The sequence below is a fragment of the Sphingobium sp. TomTYG65 genome (assembly GCF_055395525.1).
In genome coordinates, this window is sequence record NZ_AP027330.1 from 770,507 (window position 1) to 792,126 (window position 21,620).

Below are 21,620 nucleotides of genomic sequence, written 5' to 3' on the forward strand. Positions count from 1 at the left end.
TCCCGGTCATCGCCTGCTGGCCGTAAAGGGGCAGGGCCACCGCTTCACCGGGATGCGGGACCAATCGCGAAGGCGCGCCTATGGCGAAGCGAGCAATGCATGTCAACCCTCGACAGGCGGGCGCGGCGGGCCTAGTCAGCTTGGCCCATGAACCCCGAAAACTACACGACCATGGCCGAGGTCCGCGCCGGCGTGGACGAGATCGACCGCCAGCTTGTCGCGCTGTTCGCTCAGCGTTTCGCCCATATGCGCGCGGCTGCCCGGATCAAGCCGGATCGCAGCGCTGTCCGTGATGAACCGCGCAAGGCGGAAGTCATCGACAATGTTCGGCAGGAAGCCGCCGACCTAGGCGCGCCGGCGGAAATCCTGGCCGCCTTGTGGGACCAACTGGTCGAAGCATCGATCGCCTATGAAATGACCGAGTTCGACCGCTTGAAGGCTTAGCGCGGCCGCGGATTGCCCAGCGACGACAGAACGCCGCGCATCGTGCGGACTTCCAGATGGTTCCAGCCGGGTTTCGTCAGCAGGTTCCGCAAGGTCCGCTTGGTGGCGGGCGCCCGGTCCGGCGGAAAGAAATAGCCTGCGCCTTCCAGCAGCGCCTCGAACTGCGCGATCATTCCTTCCAGTTCAGCCTGTGGGGCAGGCTCGCCTAGATCGACCAGCGTAGGTTGTTCCAGCTGGGCCTGCTTCGACCACTCATAAGCGCAAAGGATCACCGCCTGCGCCAGGTTGAGCGACCCGAACTCCGGATTGATCGGCACCGTCAGTATCTTGCGGGCGAGCGCCACATCTTCGGTTTCCAGCCCTGACCGCTCAGGACCGAAAACATAAGCCGATCGGCCTGTGGCGCCATGAATCTCGCGTGCGGCCTCTTCCGGCGTCACAACGGGCTTGGTCACGCCGCGTTTGCGCACGGTCGTCGCATAGACATGCGCGCAATCCGCCACAGCATCGGCAAGGCTGTCGAACAGTTCCGCCTGATCTAGCACGATATCCGCACCGGCCGCCGATGGTCCCGCATCGGGATTGGGCCACCCGTCGCGGGGGGATACTAGCCGCAATTCGGTAAGGCCGAAATTCAGCATCGCCCGAGCCGCCTTACCGATATTTTCGCCAAGCTGGGGTCGGACGAGGACTATGACGGGCTGGATAGCCTCACTCACTCCCAACCTCCTTCACGCTCCCCGCGAAATCCTCGAAATCCCGCGCGTCGGTGAAGTCCTTATACACACTGGCGAAACGTATATAGGCGACGCTGTCGAGCCGCTTCAGGCCCTCCATCACCATTTCCCCGATCGCCCGCGCGGGGACTTCGCCTTCACCGCTGGTCTCCAGCTGGCGTTGGATCCCGGAAATGAGCTTTTCCAGGCGGCTTGGGTCGATCTGGCGCTTGCGGCAGGCGATATCGATCGACCGGGCGAGCTTGTCGCGGTCGAAGGCTTCCTTGCGCCCCTCGCTCTTCACCACCCAGATATCGCGAAGCTGGATGCGCTCGAAGGTAGTGAACCGGGCCCCACAGGCTTCGCACTGGCGGCGGCGGCGGATGGCGGCGCCGTCTTCCGTCGGGCGGCTGTCCTTTACCTGGCTGTCGTCATGGGAACAGAAGGGGCAGCGCATTCAGCAGATATCTCCGTTCGTTTCGAGCGAGTCGAGACACGAAATGGCACACAAAGCGTGTCTCGACCATGCCCGTCCTGAGCGCCTGCCTTGGCAGGCGGTCGAAGGGCTCGACACGAGCGGATGGCAGATCAGCCCTCGTAGATCGGGAAACGGGCGCAAAGAGCCGAGACGCGGTTCCGCACGGCAGCTTCCACCGTCGCGTCGCCATGCTCGCCCTTGTCGCGCAGTCCTTCCAGAACGTCGGCAATCATGTCGCCAATGTCCTCGAACTCTGCAACGCCGAAGCCGCGCGTGGTTCCGGCGGGCGAGCCCACGCGGATGCCGCTGGTCTTGGTCGGCGGCAGCGGATCACCCGGAACGCCGTTCTTGTTGCAGGTGATGAAGCTGCGTTCCAGCGCCTCATCGGCATCCTTGCCCGAAATGCCGTAGGGGCGCAGGTCAATGAGGGCCAGGTGCGTGTCGGTGCCGCCGGACACGACGGCCAGGCCGCGCTGCTCCAGCTTGGCCGCGAGTGCCTTCGCATTGGTTACGATGGCTTGGGCGTAAGTCTTGAACTCGGGACGCAACGCCTCGCCGAAGGCCACGGCCTTCGCGGCGATGACGTGCATCAGCGGCCCGCCCTGCAGGCCGGGGAACACCGCCGAGTTGATCTTCTTCGCAATGGCTTCGTCATTGGTCAGGATCATGCCGCCACGCGGACCACGCAGGGTCTTATGCGTGGTGGTTGTCACGACGTCGGCGAAACCGAAGGGCGTCGGGTGGGCACCACCGGCAACGAGGCCGGCGAAATGCGCCATGTCGACCATCAGCAGCGCGCCGACCTTGTCCGCAATCGCCCGGAAGCGCGCAAAATCGAGGTGACGCGGATAAGCCGAACCGCCCGCGATGATCAGGGTGGGCTTGGCTTCGATCGCCTGTGCTTCGAGCGCGTCATAGTCGATGAGGTGCGTGTCTTCGCGCACGCCATATTGCACGGCGTTGTACCACTTGCCCGACAGCGCGGGCTTGGCGCCGTGCGTCAGGTGGCCGCCAGCGTCGAGCGACAGGCCCATGATGGTGTCGCCCGGCTTGGTCAGCGCCAGCATCACCGCGCCGTTCGCCTGCGCGCCCGAATGGGGCTGCACATTCACGAAGCCGCAGTTGAAGATTTCCTTGGCGCGGTCGATGGCGAGCTGCTCGACCTCATCCGACGGTGCGCAGCCCTGATAATAGCGCTTACCCGGATAGCCCTCGGCATATTTGTTGGTGAAGACCGAACCCTGCGCCTCCAGCACCGCCTTCGACACGATATTTTCCGAAGCGATCAGTTCGATCTGGTTCTGCTCGCGCTTCAGTTCCTTGGTGACGCCAGCGAACACGGCCGGATCGGCGTCGGCCAGGCTGCGCGTGAAATAGCCTTCCGCGCGGATATCGGACAGGTCGGGCTGGGCGAGGGGTGCGGTGCTCATCGGGCAGGCTCCTTAAAGCGCGGGCTGGGACAGTTTTTCGACGCGGCCGCTGTGACGGCCTCCGCCAAATTCGGTGGAAAGGAAGGCGGTGACGCACGCCTTGGCCATGTCGACGCCGGTCAGACGCGCGCCAAGCGCCAGGACATTGGCGTCATTATGCTCACGGGAAAGCGCAGCCGACAGCGGTTCGGACACCAGCGCGCAGCGGCATGCCGGATTGCGGTTGACCGCGATCGAAATGCCGATGCCGGACCCGCACAGGGCGATGCCGCGCTCGGCCGCCCCGGACGCGACTGCGGACGCAAGCTTGTAGCCAAAATCGGGATAATCCACACGGTCGGCCGTCGCCGGCCCCAGATCATCGACCTTATGCCCTTCGGCGCGCAGCCAGTCTGCGAGTTCCGCCTTCAGATCAACGGCGGCATGATCGGAAGCGATGGCGATTTTCACGGTGAAGCTGTCCTGTCACGCAATGGGTGATTCGTTCCCGCGCCTCTTAGGGGGAGCGGCGCGCAATTGCCACAGTCCAGCTGGCCGCTTATGGCCTGCTTCATGGCAGCAACGATTTTATCCATCCTGATGCTGGCGGGACTGCTCCTGACCGGCGGCGGTATTTACGTGATCGCGAAGAGGGGCGATCGCAAGCGCGGCGTCCTGATGATCATAGCGGGACTTGTGATGTTCGCCAATGTTGCAATCTCCGCCATCCCCGGTCCCGACGTTCCGATGCTGGACCGGCGACCCAACTGATCAGGCGCGCAAGGCGAGCGCCGCCAGCAGATCGGTTTGCGTGACCAGGCCGTGCAGCTTCCCATCATGATCGACGACAACAGCCTCTCGCCGGAGGCCGCTGGTGAGGGGACGGAGCAATTGCGTCACGGGGGTATTTTTCGAAACCAGCACCGGCTCTGAAGCGATATCGCGCACATGTTCACCGGCGCGGGCGAGGTCCAGCGGGCCGACGACGCCATTGACGCGGCCGGCGTCGTCGAGGACGGGCAGGGACAGCAGGTGGCGGCTGTGAAGCAACTGGCGTGCTTCGCTCACAGGTTCGCTATCTTGCACCGAAATGACGTCGCACGACATGATTTCACCGCAGGTCAGCGTTGCGTGGCTCCGTTCGGCCGCGCGAAGCTCGGCATCGTGCAGGACGACCTGCAAGTCCGCAGGATCGACGTCCAGCACATCGCCATAGGCGTGCAGCGCTTCTTCGACATCTTCTTCCGAAGGCGGGGTGCGCAAAAAGGGAGCCGGGTCGCTTGTGCCATGTGCATTGGGCGCTTTGGGCGCGACATGCGGGTAGCTGTGCCCGGCGAGCCGGTGGAAGAGAATGGCGATGGCGAGCAGCAGGGCGGTATTGACGCCCACCGGCACTAGGGCGAACATATAGCTGGGTGGACCGCTCGCTGCGCCCAGCACTGCTGACAGCGCCACCGCTCCGCCTGGCGGGTGAAGGCAGCGCAGCAGGGACATGCCCGCGATGGCGCAGCCTACTGCAAGCGCTGCAGCGATGGTCGGGTCTGGCACCAGCCGTGCGATTGTGATCCCGATCAGCGCCGATACGATGTTGCCGCCAAAGACGGACCAGGGCTGCGCCAATGGGCTGGCCGGGACGGCGTAAAGCAAAACTGCCGACGCCCCCATGGGCGCCACCAGCAGCGGGTGAGCGATGCCATTACCCAGCATCAGCCCGCAGAGCAGCCCCGTAATCGCGATGCCGCCGATCGCGCCGCTCGCCGCCTTCAACCGGTCCAGGAAACCAGGGCCGGGCGGCGCGGGGATGAAGGCGCTGTAGTAGCGGCTCCATATCAGGCGGTCGTTCTTGTCGGCGCTCATAGCCGGGCGCGGCTAACGCCCTGAGGTCCGCTGGCCAAGCGCAAAATTATATATGCGTTCAAATGCCCGCTTCCCCGGCAGCAAAAACCCTCCCCTCGAGTGAAGGGGAGGGTTCAACAGCCTTTGCAGCCTTCAGGCGGAAGGCTCAGCGGATCGGTGAATCCGGAGCGAGGCGCATGTCGAGATAATTGTCGACCGACTTCATCAGCTGATCGAGTTCATGTTCGAAAAAGTGGTTGGCCCCACGAATCTCATCATGATGGATCGTGATCCCTTTTTGCGTGCGGAGCTTATCGACAAGCTTCTGCACGGCGCTGGCGGTCACGACCTCGTCGGCGGTGCCTTGCACGATGATGCCCGAAGCGGGGCAAGGCGCCAGGAAGGAGAAGTCGTACATGTTCGCAGGCGGTGCGACCGAAATGAAGCCGCGGATTTCCGGACGGCGCATCAGCAGTTGCATGCCGATCCACGCGCCGAAGGAAAAGCCCGCGATCCAGGTGGTCTGCGCTTCGGGATGGAAGCTCTGCACCCAATCAAGCGCAGCGGCGGCATCGCTCAGTTCGCCGATCCCGTTGTCGAACGTTCCCTGGCTGCGGCCGACGCCCCGGAAGTTGAAGCGCAACACGGCAAAGCCGCGCTTCACGAAGGTCTTGTAGAGCGCCTGGGTGATACGATCATTCATCGTGCCGCCGCCCTGCGGATGCGGATGCAGGATCATCGCGACGGGTGCGCGGGGACGGGGCGGGGGGCTGAAGCGGCCTTCGAGGCGGCCTTCGGGTCCGGGGAAAATAACGTCGGGCATGGCACCTGTTATGGTTCTGGCCGCCACCCGGATAAAGGAGGCCGGCGGTTGGATGCGGGCGCGCGAAAGCCAGTGCTGGCGTTGCGCGGCAGACCGCCTATATAGAAGTCGCCGCCATTTCCGCAATCAATGAGTAACATCGCCTCGTGGCCGCTGATCGCCTTTATCTGGACCATGCCGCCACGACCCCGATGCTGGCGCAGGCCAAAGCCGCGATGGTGGAGGCCATGGACCGCTGGGCTAACCCGTCCAGCCCCCATGGCGAGGGCCGGGCGGCGCGCGCCGCGCTGGAGGATGCACGCGCGAGGATAGCTCAGGCGCTGGGATGGGGAGGGCATATTTTGTTCACCTCGGGCGCGAGCGAGGCGATCGCCATCGGGCTGACGCGTGCCAAGGCCGATGAGATATCGACGTCACCTTTCGAGCATGATTCGGTCCTGCGCGTGACGCCGGGCGCTGATCGCTTGGCCGCAACGTCTGAAGGGCTGATCGATGTTCGAAACTGCGAGACGGGACCTGGCCGGATCATCGCCGTCCAGCACGTCAATAATGAGACGGGCGTCGTCCAGCCTCTGGACCAGATAGACCGCGACGGAGCGATCCTCTTCGCCGACTGCGCGCAAAGTGCGGGCAAGCTGCCTCTGCCGCAAGCGGACATGATCGCGATCAGCGCCCATAAGTTCGGCGGCCCGCCGGGCGTTGGCGCGCTGCTGATAAGGGACCTTGCCCTGTTGGAGCCAAGCGGCGGGCAGGAGCAGGGTTACCGCGCGGGGACGGAAAATTTGCCGGGGGTCCTCGCCATGGCTGCTGCATTGGAGGCCGAACAAGACTGGCTATCCCACGCGGCGCAGCTTCGCGCGCGCCTCGAAGCTGCGATCGAGCAGGCGGGTGGTGAGATTGTCGCACGCGATGCGCCGCGCATCCCCACCATCGCCAGCTATCGCATGCCCGGCATCTCCGCCCGGTCTCAGCTCATCCAATTTGATCTGGCAGGAATCGCCGTCTCCGCAGGTAGCGCCTGTTCATCGGGCTCGCTCAAGACCAGTCACGTCCTGCGCGCCATGGGCTGGGACGAAACAGCCGCAGGCGAGGTCATCCGCGTCAGCTTCGGGCGCTCGACGAGTGAAGCCGATATTGACCGCTTCGCCGGCCAGTGGATCAAGATGGCGGCGCGACGGATATGACCATCTATCTGGACTATCAGGCAACGACGCCACTGGCGCCCGAAGCGTTTGATGCCATGGTCCCACTGCTGCGCGACCAGTTCGCCAATCCGCACAGCGCGCACCGGCTTGGTAGGGCGGTCGCGGCTCAGGTCGAGCGGGCCCGGCATGAAATCGGCAGGCTTTTGCCCGATGGCGGCCGCCTGATCTTCACATCGGGAGCGACTGAAGCCCTTAATCTTGCCATTCAGGGCGCCCCAACCGGGGACATAGTCACGCTCGCGACCGAGCATGCGGCGGTGCTCGACGCGGTTGCAGCGCTCGAAGCGAAAGGCAGGCGCGTCATCATCCTGCCGATGGGGGGCGATGGACTTGTCGATCTGAACGCGGCTGAGGCCGTGATCCGGCCCGGTGTGGGCTTGGTCGCAGCGATGCTGGTGAACAATGAGATCGGTGTCATCCAGCCCGTCGATGAATTGGCGACCCTTGCTCATCGTGCAGGAGCCTTGTTCCTTTGCGACGCAGTGCAGGCTTATGGCCGCGTCCCGATCCCCGAAAGCTGCGACATGGTGGCGATCAGCGCACACAAGATTCATGGACCGAAGGGCGTCGGCGCTCTTTGGCTGCGGGAGGGGGTGCAGCTCAGTCCGGTCATGTATGGCGGCGGCCAGGAAGCGGGCCTGCGTTCAGGCACTCTGTCCCCGGCCCTTTGTGCAGGTTTCGGCGTGGCAGCCCGGCTGATGCGCGAACGCGCAGAGCAGGACCACGCGCATGTCGAAACGCTGTGGCAGCGCGCGCGCATGCTGTTCGATGGGTGGACGCTGAATGGCAGCGCGGATGCGCGTTATCACGGCAATCTCAACATCCGGCGAGACGGTCTGGATGGCGCTAGACTGTTGTCGAACTGCCGTGATGTCGCATTTTCCTTGGGAAGCGCTTGCGCTAGTGGCTCCGGGCGGCCTAGCCATGTGTTGCGCGCTATCGGGCTGTCGGACCGGCAGGCGCGTGGATCGGTGCGGATCGGCTTTGGCCGGTACACGACACTGGCCGAGCTGGAGAGCGCCGCGAAGATAATGAACGAGGCGGCAGCCGTACAAGCGGCGCCGTAGTCAAGGGAAGTCGCAATCATGATCAGGGTCACGTTCATCAGTACGGATGGAGAAAATCGGCAGGAGGTCGATGCCCCCGCCGGATCGGTTCTGCTGGACGTCGCTCAGGCTGCGGGCCAGCCGCTCGAGGGGACATGTGAGGGGCAGATGGCCTGCTCCACCTGCCATGTCATTGTCGAAGCAGATGATTTTCCCAAGCTGAAGGCCGCGAGCGAAGCGGAAGAAGACATGCTGGACCTCGCCGCCGCTGCGACGCGGACCAGCCGGCTGTCGTGCCAGATCGTGTTGGAGGAAAAGCTGGACGGCCTCACCGTTCGCATTCCGGGCGAATCCCACAACATGCAGGGCATGTAAGGCATGCGCTTAGCTGCCCTGTTGCTGGCGGCGGCGTTGACGTCGATTGTCGGCAGCGCCGCCGCGCAAGACGACAAGGCGCGCCAGTCCCTTCTGCCGCCTGCGCCCCGCTATATGGTCAGCGAATCGGCGATGAAGACGGTTCGCAATCCGCGCGAGATCGAACAGGAAAGCGGCGGCCGTCTGGGCGTGGCGCTGGTGGACAGCAAGGGCGCTCTCCTCCTTGGCTTTAACCGGGACGAGCGCTTCGCCATGTGTTCGACCTTCAAGGCGCCGCTGGCCGCCGCAGTCCTGATGGGCGCGGACGCAGGTCGCTTCGGGCTGGATGGCCAGGTCGCCTTCAACCAGTCCGATATCCTCGACTATGCGCCGGTCGTTAAGGCAAACCGCAAGCGCGGCCGCCTGTCGATGGCCGAGTTGGCCGAGGCGGCTGTCGAGGTAAGCGACAATAGCGCCGCGAACCTACTGTTGCCGATGATCGGCGGCCCGGAAGGACTGACCGCCTTCGCCCGGGCGCATGGCGATAGCGTGACGAGGCTCGATAGGACCGAGCCTGGCCTTAATGAAAATGCAGAGGGCGATCCGCGCGACACGACCAGTCCCGCCGCTATGGCCACGCTCATTTCCCGGCTTTTGTTTCGGGACATGAAGCCGGAAAGCGCGAGCCGTCTCACGGAGTGGCTGAATGCCAGCACCACTGGCGACAAGCGGATCAAGGCCGGACTGCCGTCCGGTTGGACTTCGGGCAGCAAGACGGGAAGCTGCGGCACGGCCTTCAACGATGTGGCGCTCGTGAAGGCGCCATCGGGCGAACAATATGTGCTTGCCGTCTATCTTGACCGGCCCACCGTGGACACCAAAGCTGCGGAGGCGGCCATCGCCGAAGCCGCGCGCGCTGCTCTCGATTTTGTCGGAAAGACGCAGCGTACGGGGCTCGATTAAGCCGCCCCTTGCTATCGCGTCAGCCTTTCGCCATATGCCGCGCCGGGAGTCGGGCGGACGTGGTCGTCGCCAACCTGGTCAGGTCCTGACGGAAGCAGCCACAACGATTTCGCCGCGGGTCGTTCCGGCTCCCACCTTTATCCGGCTTTCCGGCTTCGACAGCCGCTCCTCAAGCCGCTAGATTGTTTCCATGTCCGATTCACCTCAGCCTTATCGCGTGCTCGCGCGCAAATACCGGCCGCGCAACTTTCACGAGTTGATCGGGCAGGACGCCATGGTCCAGACGCTGGGCAATGCGATCCGGCGCGGCAGGCTGGCGCATGCCTTCTTGATGACCGGCGTGCGCGGTGTCGGCAAGACTTCGACCGCTCGGCTGATCGCCAAGGCGTTGAACTGCGTCGGAGAAGACGGGCAGGGCGGTCCTACGATCGATCCCTGCGGCGTATGCGAACCTTGCCGAGCCATTGCCGAAGGACGCCACATCGATGTGGTCGAGATGGACGCCGCCAGCCATACGGGCGTCGATGACGTGCGTGAGATCATTGAGGCTGTGCGCTATGCGGCGGTCTCTGCGCGTTACAAGATCTACATCATCGACGAAGTCCACATGCTCTCTAAGAACGCATTCAACGCGCTTCTGAAGACGTTGGAAGAGCCCCCTGCGCATGTGAAATTCCTGTTCGCCACGACCGAGGTGAACAAGGTGCCGGTGACGGTGCTGTCCCGCTGCCAGCGCTTCGACCTTCGCCGCATCCCTGCGGAACTGCTCGCCACCCACTTCGCGCATGTTGTGGAGGCTGAGCAGGTAGCGGCCGAGGAAGACGCGCTGGCGCTCATCGCACAGGCTGCCGAAGGGTCAGCGCGTGACGGTCTCTCGATTCTCGATCAGGCGATCGCCCACGCCGAAATGGGCGAGGGCGCTCCGCTGGTCACCGCCGCTCAAGTACGTGAAATGCTGGGCCTGTCGGACCGCGGAGCCGTCCGCCGTTTGCTGGGTCTGCTGCTGGAAGGCGACACCGGCGCGCTGCTGGGCGCAGTCCGCGATCAATATGCGCTCGGCGTTGAGCCGCTGGCACTCATGCGGGGCCTGCTGGAGTTGGTTCATGCCGTGACGTTGGTGAAGGCGGGACGCGATATAGCAAATCCGGGCCAATCGGCTGAGGAACGTGAGGCGCTTGCCGATTGGGCCTCGCAGATCGGTTTCGCGCCGCTTCACCGCCTCTGGCAATTGCTGCTGAAAGGACATGAGGAAGTGGCGAGCGCCGCGTTCCCCATCGAATCCTGCGAAATGGCGTTGCTGCGGGTCATGCACGCGGCGTCGATGCCGGACCCGGGCGAGATTGCGAGGCTGCTGCGCGACGGTGGCTCGCTTGCGGCTGCTCCGAACGCGCCAAATCTCCCTTCGCAGCCCGCCGCATCCGCGCCCCTGCCCAAGGATGTGAAGGCAGTCGTGGATTTGCTGTGGGAACAAAAGAAGGGGCGGCTCGCTGACTTCCTGCATGATTGTGCGCGGATCATCCGGTTCGATCCACCCGAAATGGAATTGCAGCTGACGCAGAATTGGAATGAGGGCGATTTCTGCCGGACGCTGGCGATGGAACTGCAGCGGGCGACAGGAGTCGCCTGGCAGATCAGGCGCAGCGAAGGCAGCGCTGCTCCCTCCCTACTGGAGCAGCAGCAGGAAAGCGAGGCGCGGGAACGCGCGGAGATATTCGACACCCCGGTGGTGAAGGCTGTGCTTGCGGCCTTCCCCGACGCCGATCTTGATCGGACGGAAGCATGGAGCGCAGAGCGATGAAGGATTTGAACGAGATATTGGGCATGGCCAGCCGCGTGCAGGAAGAGCTGCAGCGTGCGCAGGAAAATCTCGACAAGATTGAGGTCGAGGGCGCAGCCGGTGGCGGCCTGGTAAAGGTGCGCGCGTCCGCCAAGGGCCGCATCGTTGGCGTGTCGATCGACGACAGCCTGCTCGCCCCATCCGAAAAGCAGATGCTGGAAGACCTTGTCGCTGCGGCATTTAACGATGCGCGCAAGAAGGCGGATGAAGCAAGTTCGGCTGAAATGTCGAAGATGACGAGCGGCCTGCCTTTGCCCCCCGGCTTCAAATTGCCCTTCTGATCAGGACGGCGATCAGGGACTGTTCATTCCGTCTTTAATAGGATGACGCGATTGAATGACGCGATGATTGTCCCCATAAAGCGATGACCGCATGGCAAAGCCAAAATGGGGCGGCCTCCCGGAGATTGAATGACTACGCAATATCCCCTTCTTCCGCTGCGCGACATCGTGGTTTTTCCACAGATGATCGTGCCCCTGTTCGTCGGCCGCGATAAGAGCGTTGCTGCGCTCGAGTCCGCGATGGAGGGTAACAAGGAAATCTTCCTCGTGTCGCAGCTGGACCCGGCCGAGGATGATCCGGGCCGGGACTCGCTGTACGATACCGGCGTGATCGCGATCGTGCTGCAGCTGCTGAAGCTGCCTGATGGAACGGTCCGCGTGCTGGTGGAAGGCAAGCATCGCGCCCAGCTGGAATCGATCAGCAACGCCGAAAATCATCTGGTCGCCTCCGTCAGCCCGATCGACGAGATCGCGGCGGAAGGTCCAGAGGCCGCCGCCCTGATGCGCTCTGTTGCCGAGCAGTTCGAAAATTACGCGAAGCTCAACAAGAAGCTGCCCGCCGAAACGCCGGTGCAGTTGCGTGAGATCGAAGATGCTGGCCGCCTGGCCGACGCGGTCGCGGCCAACATCAACGTCAAGGTCGCGGACAAGCAGTCGCTGCTCGTCGAGGCTGATCCGGTGAAGCGTCTGGAAATGGTCTTCGCCTTCATGGAGGGCGAACTTGGCGTTCTGCAGGTTGAAAAGAAGATCCGCGGCCGCGTTAAGCGCCAGATGGAGAAGACGCAGCGCGAATATTATCTGAATGAGCAGCTGAAGGCCATCCAGCGGGAGCTGGGCAACAGCGAAGGCGAAGAAGGCGACGAACTGGCCGAACTGGCTGACAAGATTGCCAAGACCAAGCTCAGCAAGGAAGCCCGTGCCAAGGCCAATGCCGAGTTCAAGAAGCTGAAGGGCATGCAGCCCATGTCGGCTGAGGCAACGGTCGTACGCAACTATCTCGACGTGCTGCTCGGCCTGCCTTGGGGCAAGCGGGGCAAGGTCAAGACCGACCTCAAACGCGCGCAGGCGATCCTGGACGAGGATCATTTCGCGCTGGAGAAGGTCAAGGACCGTATCGTCGAATATCTCGCGGTTCAGGCGCGCACCAACAAGCTCAAGGGGCCGATCCTGTGCCTCGTCGGCCCGCCGGGCGTCGGAAAGACTTCGCTCGGCCGTTCGATCGCCAAGGCGACTGGTCGCGAGTTCGTGCGGCAGTCGCTGGGCGGCGTGCGCGACGAAGCGGAAATCCGCGGCCATCGCCGCACCTATATCGGCTCGCTGCCGGGCAAGATCGTCACCAACCTGAAAAAGGCCGGGACGATGAACCCGCTCTTCCTGCTGGACGAGATCGACAAGCTAGGTCAGGATTTCCGTGGCGATCCGGCATCGGCGCTGCTCGAGGTGTTGGACCCGGAACAGAACAGCAAGTTCCAGGATCATTATCTGGAGATTGATGTCGATCTTTCGGACGTGATGTTCGTCACCACCGCGAACTCGCTGAACCTGCCCCAGCCTTTGCTCGACCGTATGGAGATCATCCGGCTCGAAGGCTATACCGAAGACGAGAAGGTCGAGATTGCTCAGCGTCACCTGCTGCCCAAGCAGATTGATGCGCACGGCCTGAAGGAAGGCGAGCTGGAGGTCACCGAAGCTGCCATCCGCGACCTGATCCGTCACTATACGCGTGAGGCGGGCGTCCGTACGCTCGAACGCGAGTTGGCGCGTCTTGCCCGCAAGGCCTTGCGCAAGATTCTGGAGGGCGCCTTCGAGAAGGTCACGATCACGCCCGAAAATCTGGCGGATTATGCCGGGGTCAGGAAATTCCGTCACGGCGTGGGTGAAGAAGAGAACCAGATCGGCGCCGTCACCGGGCTCGCCTGGACCGAGGTGGGCGGTGAACTGCTGACCATCGAAGCCGTCACCGTGCCTGGCAAGGGCGCGATCCGGACCACGGGTAAGCTTGGCGAAGTGATGACCGAGTCGGTGCAGGCGGCCTTCTCCTATGTGAAGGCGCGCTCGCCCGGTTATGGCATCAAGCCGAGCATATTCACGCGCAAGGACATCCACATACACCTTCCCGAAGGTGCGGTGCCAAAGGATGGCCCGTCCGCGGGCATCGGCATGGTGACGACCATCGTATCGACGCTGACCGGCATCCCCGTTCACAAGGATGTGGCGATGACCGGCGAGGTGACGCTGCGCGGCCGCGTGCTGCCGATCGGTGGCCTCAAGGAAAAGCTGCTCGCAGCGCTTCGCGGTGGCATCAAGACAGTGCTGATCCCGGCCGAAAATGAGAAGGATCTGGCGGAAATCCCCGCCAACATCCGCGAAGGGCTGGACATCGTGCCCGTGTCCCATGTGGACGAGGTGCTTGCAAGGGCGCTGGTTTCGACGCCCGAAGCGATCGCCTGGACGGAAGAGGACGATCTTGCCGCCCAGCCGAGTCCGGCTACCGGCCGGGACGGAGACGCCACCCTTCGGCACTGAAACGGTTCTGCGACGATTAACCGCCATTTTCATTGAGATTTTGTCCCGCACGGGGAAAATCTCATCGAAGGTGGCGGGTTCGTCGCTTTCCCTTTGACAGTCGTTCAAAGCTGAGCCTTATTGCGCCGCCTACGCCGCGATTCCTTAGGTATTCACAAGTTAGAAGGGGGTTCCCAAGGTATGAACAAGCAGGATTTGATCAGCGCTGTCGCCGAAAGCAGCGGCCTCAGCAAGAGCGACGCCAGCAAGGCCGTCGAGGGCGTATTCGATTCCATTTCCGCCGCGCTGAAGAAGGGCGACGAAGTCCGCCTCGTTGGCTTTGGCACTTTCTCCGTTTCCCAGCGCAAGGCGTCCACCGGCCGCAATCCGCGTACTGGTGAAACGATGACTATCAAGGCCTCGGCTCAGCCCAAGTTCAAGGCGGGCAAGGGTCTGAAGGACTCGGTTAACTGACAAACGTAGGCGCCGGTTCGGACGCCTTTGCCAATATAATCGCCAGGCATCGCGGTCTGATGGTTTAGGGGAGTTGAGTTGCGACAGAGGAATGCCTCGTTGCAGCGGGATGCCGAAATGAAAGGGGCGTGGGCCATGGGTCTGCGCCTCATTTCTTTTTCCGGGTGGCGCACACATTTGTCAGCTTGACGACTTTCAAATGGCCGCATATGTGCCGCTTCTCTCTCGGGCCGAATGGCCCTGTGGCGATCGTAGCTCAGTTGGTTAGAGCGCCGGTTTGTGGTACCGGAGGTCGCGGGTTCGGATCCCGTCGATCGCCCCATTTTCTCTATTCGCTGCCTCGTACGGGCTTCGCAGGAGCCTTCGACCCTTCTATAGCCAGGCTATGGATGATGCGCGCGACAAGGGGCTGACCCTCAATCCCAAATATGACCGTGACGGCCTGATCACTGCCGTCGTGACAGATGTTGACACCGGCGACGTGCTGATGGTCGCTCACATGAATGAACAGGCGCTGAGGCTGACCGTTGAAACGGGCTTTGCTCATTTCTGGTCGCGCAGCCGCCAGTCGCTCTGGAAGAAGGGGGAAAGTTCCGGCCACATGCTGCAGGTCCGCGATATCCGGATCGACTGCGATCAGGATGCGGTATGGGTAAAGGCAGTACCGGCCGGACCAACATGCCATACCGGTGCGCGTACCTGCTTCTTCCGCCGCGTGGGTGCAGAGGGCCTGTCTGCCGTTGATGCGCTGGGGTAATCTGCTTGCCCTGTTGCTTCTGGCGGGATGCCAGGATGAGGGCGGGCGCTCTGCAACAGCGTCGAGTGAGGCACAGTCCGCGACCGGGCTGGAACGGGCGGCGATCGAAAGCGGCGTAATCGCTGACGCCGCCAAACTGTCCCCCATTGGCCTCTTTCAACGCAGGCATGAGGCCGGCCGGGACAGCCTGTGCGTCATCCCTGACCGTTCCGGGGACTTCCGCTTCGGCGCCGAAGCCATTTTCGGCAAGGAGCAAAGCTGCCGGGGGCAGGGGACGGCAAAGCGCGCTGGAGACAAGCTGATCCTGAAGTTCAGCGGCGTTAACGGCTGTATCGTTGTGGCCCAATATGACGGCGATCAGATGTCCCTGCCGGGCGTCCTCGATATGAAATGCGCCGCGCTGTGCGACGGGCGCGGATCACTGGAGGGCGTAAGCTTCCCTCGCGTCGGAAGCGATGCGGCCTCTGCCTTGCGCGCGCAGGATCGTAATGGCGAGCAACTTTGCAATCCGGATTAGGACCGTTCTGCCCGGCTGAGATCAAGCATCTTGCCGTTCGTGATGATGACCAGGTCGCCGAGCTTCACCACGCCAAACAGCTTCCGTGCGAAGGCGGTGGGTACACCGATGCACCCATGGGTGGCATTCCCCCATTTGACGTCACTGCCGTGGATCGCCACTCCGTCATTAGTGAGCCGGAGCATATAGGGCATCGGCGCATCATATAGCGTCGAAACATGGTCGGCGTCCTTCTGCGTGACCGGAAAGGCACCCAGTGGGCTCGGCTTGTCGTCCGCGCCATAGATGATCACCGCTGCACCGATTTCATGCCCTGCGCGAAAGACGGACAGCGTCTGCGCCTTCAGATCGACGGTCACAATCACCGGCCCCGCCGCAGGAGCGCGGCTTTCATCCCAGGCATAATCTCCATGGCGGAAAGGCTGGGTGATCGGCAAAACGCTTCTGACGACAAGCGCGTGCGGATCGATGGGCAGCGGGTTGGCGCGGCTGCGTTCGGCCGGGCGATCGTCAGGGGCAGCTTTAGGTGCGGCCGCTGTCGGCGCGGCAGAACGCAAATCGCGCCCCCGATCCACATAGCTGCTCACCAAAAAGGCGACAGCGCTCAGCGCCGCGCCAACGAGCAGCTTTGGCCCCGCCGCTTTCGCGACGCTCTTGATCAACCGCACCATGTCCGCCCTTTTGGACGAAAAAGGTTAAGTTCAGCCTTCGCGATCCACTTCCGCCGCCGCGATCGCGGACAGGTTAAGGATGCCGCGCGCCGTGACCCCGGGCGTCAGGACATGGATGGGCTGAGCAAGCCCCATCAGCATCGGTCCCACGGTGGGCGAACTGGAAGAGGCGGCCAGCGCCGTCAGCGTGATGTTGGCTGCGTCGAGGTTAGGCATGACCAGAAGATTGGCGGGGCCATCAAAGCGCGAATCCGGCACTAGCCTTTCTCGAAGCGATTGGCTCAGCGCCGCATCGGCGTGCATCTCTCCGTCGATGGTCAGGTCGGGAGCCTGAGAGCGCACCAGTTGCAGCGCTGTCCGCATCTTGCGCGCGCTGGGGCTGTGCGAGGCGCCGAAGTTCGAGTGCGACAATAGCGCGACGCGCGGCGAAAGCCCGAAATGGCGAAGCTCGGTCGCACCGGCGATCGCCATCTCCGCCACCTGCTCTGGCGTCGGATCGGGCACCATATGCGTGTCCGCGATGAACAATGCGCCAGCGTCCAGGATCAGTCCAGACAGGGCATAGACCCGGCTATGTCCCGCCCGGCGATCGACAATACGCAGGACATGTTCGACCTGCCCCCAATATTCGCTGTTGCCCCCGACTAGCGCGGCATCGACCCGCCCCGTACGCAGCAGCATCGCCGCGGTGACCGTAGGCCTGCGATAGACATGACGCAGCAGTTCGGCCGTTGGCACGCCTTTGCGTGCGGCGATCGAGCGATAGGCTTCGACCAACTCGCCTAGTAATTCGTGATCGGTTTCCGGATCGACGACCTCGACATCGCGGTCCAGTTCGAAGCGGAGTCCAAGACCGGGCAGCTTGTCCTTCAGGATCCGCCGCCTCGCCACGATGACGGGCCGGACGATGCCTTCATCAAGCCCATCCTGGATCGCGCGCAACACACGTTCGTCCTCCCCTTCTCCATAAGCGATGCGGCGGCAGGTCCCACGCGCCGCTTCAAAGACGGGGAGCATGAGTTGGGCTGAACGCGTATTCTGCTGCGCCAGCGAGCGACGATAGGCGTCGAGGTCAAGTGACCGCTTTGCAACGCCGCTGTCCATCGCCGCCTTCGCCACGGCAGGGGCTATCTCGGCAATCAGGCGAGGATCGAACGGCGTAGGAATGATATATTCGGGGCCAAACGCCAGTTTGCGCCCGCCATAGGCTTGGGCCACGCTGTCGTGTGCGGGAAGGCGTGCAAGCGCAGCGATGGCCTCCGCCGCCGCCGCCTTCATCGCCTCGTTGATCTCCGTCGCCCGCGCATCCAGCGCACCCCGGAACATATAGGGGAAGCACAGGACGTTATTCACCTGGTTCGGATAATCCGACCGCCCCGTTGCCACGATGGCGTCAGGCCGCGCCTCCCGCGCCACCTCCGGCCGAATTTCAGGCTCTGGATTGGCGAGCGCGAAGATGAGGGGATTGGGCGCCAGCAGGGGCAGCCATTCCGGCTTCAACACGCCCGGCGCCGACAGGCCGAGGAAGATGTTCGCGCCCGGCAGCACTTCAGGAAGCGTTCGCGCATTGGTGTCGCGCGCATAGCGGGCCATGTTGGGCAGCATGCCTTCGCGGCCGGAATGGATGACGCCGTCCTTGTCCGTCAGCGTGACCTGTTCGACCGGAAGTCCCATCGAAACCAGCAGATCAACGCATGCCAGTGCCGCCGCGCCTGCGCCGGATGTGACCAGCCGCGCCTCTGCCAATGTCTTGCCTTGCAACACCAGGGCGTTGCGCACTGCCGCTGCAACGACGATCGCGGTGCCGTGCTGATCGTCGTGGAAGACCGGAATATTCATCCGCTTCTTCAGTTCCGCCTCGATCGCGAAACATTCCGGCGCTTTGATATCTTCCAGATTGATGCCGCCGAAGGTCGGTTCCAGCAGAGCTACGGCGTCGACGAACTTCTTCGGATCAGTCGTGTCGACCTCAATATCGAACACATCGATATCGGCGAATTTCTTGAACAGAACCGCCTTGCCCTCCATCACCGGCTTGGAGGCGAGCGCGCCGATCGATCCCAGGCCCAACACGGCGGTTCCGTTGGAAATCACCGCGACCAGATTGCCCCGCGCGGTATAATCCATCGCTTTGTCGGGATCTTCGGCGATTTCAATGCAAGGCGCGGCTACGCCGGGCGAGTAGGCCAGCGCCAGGTCGCGCTGATTGACCATGCGCTTTGTCGGTTCGATCCGCAGCTTACCCGGCTGCGGAAAGCGGTGATAATCCAGGGCTGCGCGGCGGGTATTGTCATCCATGCAGCGGCCTTATTATTGATTTGGGATAGGGGCAATGCCGCCAAAGCGTGAAAGGGCGGCATTTCGTGCGGAGAGCGCCGCCGGTCGGATTAGAAACCCCGATTGGCTGATACGACGAAAAGCCCCGCTTGTGCGTTGGAGCGCTTCCCACTAAATCGCCCGCATGACCTCGACCAACGACATTCGCCGCTCCTTCCTCGACTATTTCGGGGCCAACGGCCACACCATCGTTCCGTCCGCGCCTTTGGTGCCGCACAACGATCCCACGCTGATGTTCGTCAATGCGGGCATGGTGCCGTTCAAGAATGTCTTCACCGGCTTGGAATCGCGCCCTTATTCGACCGCTACGTCCAGCCAGAAGTCGGTTCGCGCGGGCGGCAAGCATAACGACCTCGACAATGTCGGCTACACCGCGCGCCACCACACCTTCTTCGAAATGCTGGGCAATTTCAGCTTCGGTGATTATTTCAAGGAACAGGCGATCACCCACGCCTGGACCCTGCTGACCAAGGAATGGGGCATTCCGGCGGAAAAGCTCACCGCCACCGTCTATCACACCGACGACGAAGCCTTTGACCTGTGGAAGAAGATCGCCGGCTTGCCCGAAGAGCGGATCATCCGCATCCCCACCAAGGATAATTTCTGGGCAATGGGCGATAGCGGCCCCTGCGGTCCCTGCTCCGAAATCTTCTACGATCATGGCGATCACATCTGGGGCGGCCCTCCGGGAAGCCCGGAAGAGGATGGCGATCGCTTCGTCGAGATCTGGAACCTCGTCTTCATGCAATATGAGCAGGAAGCGAACGAGATTGTTTCCGAACTGCCGAAGCCCAGCATCGACACCGGCATGGGGCTGGAGCGCATCGCCGCCGTGCTTCAGGGCGTGCATGACAATTATGACACCGACACGTTCAAGGCGCTGATCGAGGAATCTGGCGCTCTGACCAAGACCGCCATCGACGGCGAGTTCAAGGCCAGCCACCGCGTTATCGCCGATCACCTGCGCTCGACCAGCTTCCTGATCGCGGACGGCGTCCTGCCCGCGAACGAGGGGCGCGGCTACGTCCTGCGCCGCATCATGCGTCGCGCCATGCGCCACGCCCACATCATCGGCGCGAAGGAGCCGTTGATGCACCGTCTGGTCGGCAGCCTCGTTTCCGAAATGGGCGGCGCCTATCAGGAACTGGTCCGCGCTCAGCCGCTGATCGAGGAAACCCTGCTGCGCGAGGAAACTCGCTTCCGCCAGACGCTGGAAAAGGGTCTGAAGCTGCTCGATGAAGCGACCGGCGACCTTGCCGAAGGCGGTACGCTGCCCGGCGAAACCGCGTTCAAGCTCTACGACACTTACGGCTTCCCCTATGACCTGACCGAAGACGCGCTACGATCGCGCGGCCTGACCGTCGATCGTGCGGGTTTCGACGCCGCCATGGCCGAACAAAAGGCCGCCGCTCGCGCCGCCTGGAAGGGCTCGGGCGAAAAGGCGTCGGACGAAATCTGGTTCGATATCGCCGAAAAGGCGGGCAATACCGAGTTCATCGGCTACAGCTCGACCGAGGGTGAGGGTGAGGTGTTGGCGATCGTCAAGGACGGTGTGAACTTCGACAGCGCGACCGCTGGCGAGACGGTCACGATTATCACGAATCAGACGCCTTTTTACGGCGAGAGCGGCGGCCAGATGGGCGATGCCGGCACGATCAGTTCGCAGGCGGGCCTTGTCGCGGACGTAGAAGATACTGCCAAGCCGCTCGGCCGTTTGCATGCGCATAAGGCAAAGATCGGCGCTGGCAGCATCAAGGTCGGCGATACTGTTCACCTGTCGGTTGACGTGAACCGCCGCGACCGCATCCGTGCGAACCACAGCGCCACTCACTTGTTGCACGCCGCGCTCCGCAACCAGCTGGGCGCGCATGTGACACAGAAGGGCAGCCTTGTCGCGCCGGATCGCCTGCGCTTCGACTTCTCGCATCCTGAAGCGCTGACCCACAGTCAGATCGCCGCGATCGAAGCCGATGTGAATGAGCAGATCCGCCACAATGAAGCGGTGACGACCCGCCTGATGACGCCTGATGACGCTATTCAGGCAGGCGCCATGGCGCTGTTCGGGGAAAAATATGGCGACGAGGTCCGCGTCCTCTCCATGGGCAAGGGCGACGCGCACAGCTATTCGGTCGAACTGTGCGGCGGCACCCATGTGCGCGCGACAGGTGACATCGCGATCTTCAAGATCATTTCGGAAAGCGCAGTTTCGTCTGGCGTCCGCCGTATAGAAGCACTGACGGGTGAAGCTGCTCGCCTCTGGCTCTCCGACCGCGAGGACCGGCTGCGCCAGTCTGCCGCCGCGCTCAAGACGACGCCTGAGGAAGTCCCCGCGCGCATCGCTGCGCTGGTTGAACAAAGCCGCAAGCTAGAACGCGAACTGGCCGAAGCGAAGAAGGCGCTGGCCCTTGGCGGCGGCGGTTCCGCTCAGGCGGCAGGCCCCGAAAAGGTTGGGTCGATCAACTTCATCGGTCAGGTGATCGAAGGTCTGGACCCCAAGGAACTGCGCGGCTTGGTCGATCAGAACAAGGCGAGCCTGGGAAGCGGAGTATCCGCCGTCCTCGCGATCGTCGATGGCCGGGCCAGCATCGCTGTTGGTGTAACCGATGACCTAGTAGGCACGATCAGCGCCGTGGACCTCGTTCGCGCTGGCGTTGAAGCACTGGGCGGCAAGGGTGGCGGCGGCCGTCCGGACATGGCCCAGGGCGGCGGACCGGAAGGGGACAAGGCCAGCGCGGCGGTCGAAGCGGTGAAGGTCGCCTTGGCGAAGGTCCCGGCCTGACAAGCGCCGCGGCCTTGATCCCGTCATGCCAGCGAAATCTGGCATCTCGTGAGGCGATCGCGGCTCAATAAGGCGGAGAAAATCCTGTCCTACAATCCCGCCGCCGCGCTATGCGGCGCGCGACTCTTTAATTCGTCAGGAAAACCTCCGCAGACGCGAGATAAAGTGCGGAGGCTCTGGGAGCCCCG

General features: G+C 63.0%; 20 protein-coding genes, 1 tRNA gene, 1 other RNA gene and 1 pseudogene. 15 read left to right on the forward strand and 8 right to left on the reverse strand.

All coding sequences use genetic code 11. The annotated features are described in order from the left end of the window. The first annotated feature begins 147 nt into the window (after positions 1-147). The gene (locus ACZ5Y5_RS03860; RefSeq protein ID WP_464809880.1) at positions 148-444 is read left to right on the forward strand and encodes a chorismate mutase; all 297 of its coding nucleotides are present in this window, start codon (positions 148-150) and stop codon (positions 442-444) included. Here the strand turns inward: ACZ5Y5_RS03860 and ACZ5Y5_RS03865 are convergent. The 4 genes and pseudogenes from ACZ5Y5_RS03865 to rpiB all read right to left on the reverse strand — a co-directional run. Continuing rightward, positions 441-1,151 (reverse strand): annotated as a pseudogene (locus tag ACZ5Y5_RS03865) (RNA methyltransferase); the annotation flags it as partial. The gene ACZ5Y5_RS03860 and the pseudogene ACZ5Y5_RS03865 overlap by 4 nt on opposite strands. 4 nt (positions 1,152-1,155) lie before the next feature. Then, complete coding sequence (gene nrdR, locus ACZ5Y5_RS03870) at positions 1,156-1,617, reverse strand: transcriptional regulator NrdR (protein ID WP_464809881.1); 462 nt, start codon at positions 1,615-1,617, stop codon at positions 1,156-1,158. A gap of 131 nt (positions 1,618-1,748) precedes the next feature. Next, complete coding sequence (gene glyA / locus ACZ5Y5_RS03875) at positions 1,749-3,068, reverse strand: serine hydroxymethyltransferase (RefSeq protein WP_464809882.1); 1,320 nt, start codon at positions 3,066-3,068, stop codon at positions 1,749-1,751. A gap of 12 nt (positions 3,069-3,080) precedes the next feature. Continuing rightward, positions 3,081-3,518 (reverse strand): ribose 5-phosphate isomerase B, encoded by a 438-nt coding sequence (gene rpiB, locus ACZ5Y5_RS03880; RefSeq protein WP_464809883.1) that lies wholly within the window; start codon positions 3,516-3,518, stop codon positions 3,081-3,083. Between the two features lie 102 nt (positions 3,519-3,620). Between rpiB and ACZ5Y5_RS03885 the strand changes: the two genes are divergently transcribed. Beyond that, on the forward strand, positions 3,621-3,818 hold the full coding sequence (locus ACZ5Y5_RS03885) for a hypothetical protein (RefSeq protein WP_464809884.1): 198 nt from the start codon (positions 3,621-3,623) through the stop codon (positions 3,816-3,818). Here the strand turns inward: ACZ5Y5_RS03885 and ACZ5Y5_RS03890 are convergent, their stop codons facing one another. Both ACZ5Y5_RS03890 and ACZ5Y5_RS03895 read right to left on the reverse strand, forming a co-directional pair. Then, on the reverse strand, positions 3,819-4,904 hold the full coding sequence (locus ACZ5Y5_RS03890) for an HPP family protein (protein WP_464809885.1): 1,086 nt from the start codon (positions 4,902-4,904) through the stop codon (positions 3,819-3,821). Positions 4,905-5,049: 145 nt separating this feature from the next. Continuing rightward, positions 5,050-5,706 carry an alpha/beta hydrolase gene (locus ACZ5Y5_RS03895; RefSeq protein WP_037463024.1) on the reverse strand — a complete coding sequence of 219 codons (657 nt, stop codon included), beginning with the start codon at positions 5,704-5,706 and terminating at the stop codon, positions 5,050-5,052. 146 nt (positions 5,707-5,852) lie between these two features. Between ACZ5Y5_RS03895 and ACZ5Y5_RS03900 the strand changes: the two genes are divergently transcribed. From ACZ5Y5_RS03900 to ACZ5Y5_RS03955, 12 genes are all read left to right on the forward strand, one after another. Next, positions 5,853-6,890 (forward strand): cysteine desulfurase family protein, encoded by a 1,038-nt coding sequence (locus ACZ5Y5_RS03900; RefSeq protein ID WP_464809886.1) that lies wholly within the window; start codon positions 5,853-5,855, stop codon positions 6,888-6,890. Next, positions 6,887-7,978: a cysteine desulfurase family protein gene (locus ACZ5Y5_RS03905; protein ID WP_464809887.1), complete on the forward strand. Its 1,092-nt coding sequence runs from the start codon at positions 6,887-6,889 to the stop codon at positions 7,976-7,978. Before ACZ5Y5_RS03900 ends, ACZ5Y5_RS03905 begins: the two co-directional genes overlap by 4 nt. 18 nt (positions 7,979-7,996) lie before the next feature. Then, positions 7,997-8,332, forward strand: a complete 336-nt coding sequence (locus ACZ5Y5_RS03910; RefSeq protein ID WP_464809888.1) for a 2Fe-2S iron-sulfur cluster-binding protein — start codon at positions 7,997-7,999, stop codon at positions 8,330-8,332. 3 nt (positions 8,333-8,335) lie between these two features. Beyond that, the gene (blaSGM, locus tag ACZ5Y5_RS03915) at positions 8,336-9,274 is read left to right on the forward strand and encodes an SGM family class A beta-lactamase (RefSeq protein ID WP_464809889.1); all 939 of its coding nucleotides are present in this window, start codon (positions 8,336-8,338) and stop codon (positions 9,272-9,274) included. A gap of 41 nt (positions 9,275-9,315) precedes the next feature. Beyond that, an RNA gene (ffs, locus tag ACZ5Y5_RS03920) (signal recognition particle sRNA small type) lies at positions 9,316-9,413 on the forward strand. Between the two features lie 51 nt (positions 9,414-9,464). After that, positions 9,465-11,072 carry a DNA polymerase III subunit gamma/tau gene (locus tag ACZ5Y5_RS03925; protein WP_464809890.1) on the forward strand — a complete coding sequence of 536 codons (1,608 nt, stop codon included), beginning with the start codon at positions 9,465-9,467 and terminating at the stop codon, positions 11,070-11,072. Next, on the forward strand, positions 11,069-11,392 hold the full coding sequence (locus ACZ5Y5_RS03930) for a YbaB/EbfC family nucleoid-associated protein (protein WP_021239094.1): 324 nt from the start codon (positions 11,069-11,071) through the stop codon (positions 11,390-11,392). Before ACZ5Y5_RS03925 ends, ACZ5Y5_RS03930 begins: the two co-directional genes overlap by 4 nt. A 129-nt stretch (positions 11,393-11,521) precedes the next feature. After that, on the forward strand, positions 11,522-13,918 hold the full coding sequence (lon, locus tag ACZ5Y5_RS03935; protein ID WP_464809891.1) for an endopeptidase La: 2,397 nt from the start codon (positions 11,522-11,524) through the stop codon (positions 13,916-13,918). A 180-nt stretch (positions 13,919-14,098) separates the two neighbouring features. After that, positions 14,099-14,371, forward strand: coding sequence for an HU family DNA-binding protein (locus ACZ5Y5_RS03940; RefSeq protein WP_066523891.1), 273 nt, complete (start codon positions 14,099-14,101; stop codon positions 14,369-14,371). 245 nt (positions 14,372-14,616) lie between these two features. Next, positions 14,617-14,693 (forward strand) — tRNA-His (locus ACZ5Y5_RS03945). A 63-nt stretch (positions 14,694-14,756) separates the two neighbouring features. Then, positions 14,757-15,128 (forward strand): phosphoribosyl-AMP cyclohydrolase, encoded by a 372-nt coding sequence (hisI, locus tag ACZ5Y5_RS03950; RefSeq protein WP_464809892.1) that lies wholly within the window; start codon positions 14,757-14,759, stop codon positions 15,126-15,128. Continuing rightward, entirely contained in the window at positions 15,115-15,645 is a 531-nt protein-coding gene (locus ACZ5Y5_RS03955) for a hypothetical protein (RefSeq protein WP_464809893.1), read from the forward strand. Before hisI ends, ACZ5Y5_RS03955 begins: the two co-directional genes overlap by 14 nt. Here ACZ5Y5_RS03955 and ACZ5Y5_RS03960 read toward each other — a convergent pair. Both ACZ5Y5_RS03960 and ACZ5Y5_RS03965 read right to left on the reverse strand, forming a co-directional pair. After that, positions 15,642-16,316, reverse strand: a complete 675-nt coding sequence (locus tag ACZ5Y5_RS03960; protein ID WP_464809894.1) for a L,D-transpeptidase family protein — start codon at positions 16,314-16,316, stop codon at positions 15,642-15,644. The genes ACZ5Y5_RS03955 and ACZ5Y5_RS03960 overlap by 4 nt on opposite strands. Before the next feature lie 30 nt (positions 16,317-16,346). Beyond that, a complete protein-coding gene (locus ACZ5Y5_RS03965) occupies positions 16,347-18,614 on the reverse strand; it encodes an NADP-dependent malic enzyme (protein ID WP_464809895.1) in 2,268 nt (755 codons plus the stop codon). A 163-nt stretch (positions 18,615-18,777) separates the two neighbouring features. Here ACZ5Y5_RS03965 and alaS point away from each other — a divergent pair, with 163 nt between their 5' ends. Next, positions 18,778-21,432: an alanine--tRNA ligase gene (gene alaS, locus ACZ5Y5_RS03970; RefSeq protein ID WP_464809896.1), complete on the forward strand. Its 2,655-nt coding sequence runs from the start codon at positions 18,778-18,780 to the stop codon at positions 21,430-21,432. The last annotated feature ends 188 nt before the right edge of the window (positions 21,433-21,620 follow it).

Bases quoted from the DNA above. Each gene is read 5' to 3' on its own strand.
- ACZ5Y5_RS03860 (WP_464809880.1), top strand. From the start codon at position 148: ATGAACCCCGAAAACTACACGACCATGGCCGAGGTCCGCGCCGGCGTG.
- nrdR (WP_464809881.1), bottom strand. From the start codon at position 1,617: ATGCGCTGCCCCTTCTGTTCCCATGACGACAGCCAGGTAAAGGACAGC.
- glyA (WP_464809882.1), bottom strand. From the start codon at position 3,068: ATGAGCACCGCACCCCTCGCCCAGCCCGACCTGTCCGATATCCGCGCG.
- ACZ5Y5_RS03885 (WP_464809884.1), top strand. From the start codon at position 3,621: ATGGCAGCAACGATTTTATCCATCCTGATGCTGGCGGGACTGCTCCTG.
- ACZ5Y5_RS03890 (WP_464809885.1), bottom strand. From the start codon at position 4,904: ATGAGCGCCGACAAGAACGACCGCCTGATATGGAGCCGCTACTACAGC.
- ACZ5Y5_RS03895 (WP_037463024.1), bottom strand. From the start codon at position 5,706: ATGCCCGACGTTATTTTCCCCGGACCCGAAGGCCGCCTCGAAGGCCGC.
- ACZ5Y5_RS03905 (WP_464809887.1), top strand. From the start codon at position 6,887: ATGACCATCTATCTGGACTATCAGGCAACGACGCCACTGGCGCCCGAA.
- ACZ5Y5_RS03910 (WP_464809888.1), top strand. From the start codon at position 7,997: ATGATCAGGGTCACGTTCATCAGTACGGATGGAGAAAATCGGCAGGAG.
- blaSGM (WP_464809889.1), top strand. From the start codon at position 8,336: ATGCGCTTAGCTGCCCTGTTGCTGGCGGCGGCGTTGACGTCGATTGTC.
- ACZ5Y5_RS03925 (WP_464809890.1), top strand. From the start codon at position 9,465: ATGTCCGATTCACCTCAGCCTTATCGCGTGCTCGCGCGCAAATACCGG.
- ACZ5Y5_RS03930 (WP_021239094.1), top strand. From the start codon at position 11,069: ATGAAGGATTTGAACGAGATATTGGGCATGGCCAGCCGCGTGCAGGAA.
- lon (WP_464809891.1), top strand. From the start codon at position 11,522: ATGACTACGCAATATCCCCTTCTTCCGCTGCGCGACATCGTGGTTTTT.
- ACZ5Y5_RS03940 (WP_066523891.1), top strand. From the start codon at position 14,099: ATGAACAAGCAGGATTTGATCAGCGCTGTCGCCGAAAGCAGCGGCCTC.
- hisI (WP_464809892.1), top strand. From the start codon at position 14,757: ATGGATGATGCGCGCGACAAGGGGCTGACCCTCAATCCCAAATATGAC.
- ACZ5Y5_RS03955 (WP_464809893.1), top strand. From the start codon at position 15,115: ATGCGCTGGGGTAATCTGCTTGCCCTGTTGCTTCTGGCGGGATGCCAG.
- ACZ5Y5_RS03960 (WP_464809894.1), bottom strand. From the start codon at position 16,316: ATGGTGCGGTTGATCAAGAGCGTCGCGAAAGCGGCGGGGCCAAAGCTG.
- ACZ5Y5_RS03965 (WP_464809895.1), bottom strand. From the start codon at position 18,614: ATGGATGACAATACCCGCCGCGCAGCCCTGGATTATCACCGCTTTCCG.
- alaS (WP_464809896.1), top strand. From the start codon at position 18,778: ATGACCTCGACCAACGACATTCGCCGCTCCTTCCTCGACTATTTCGGG.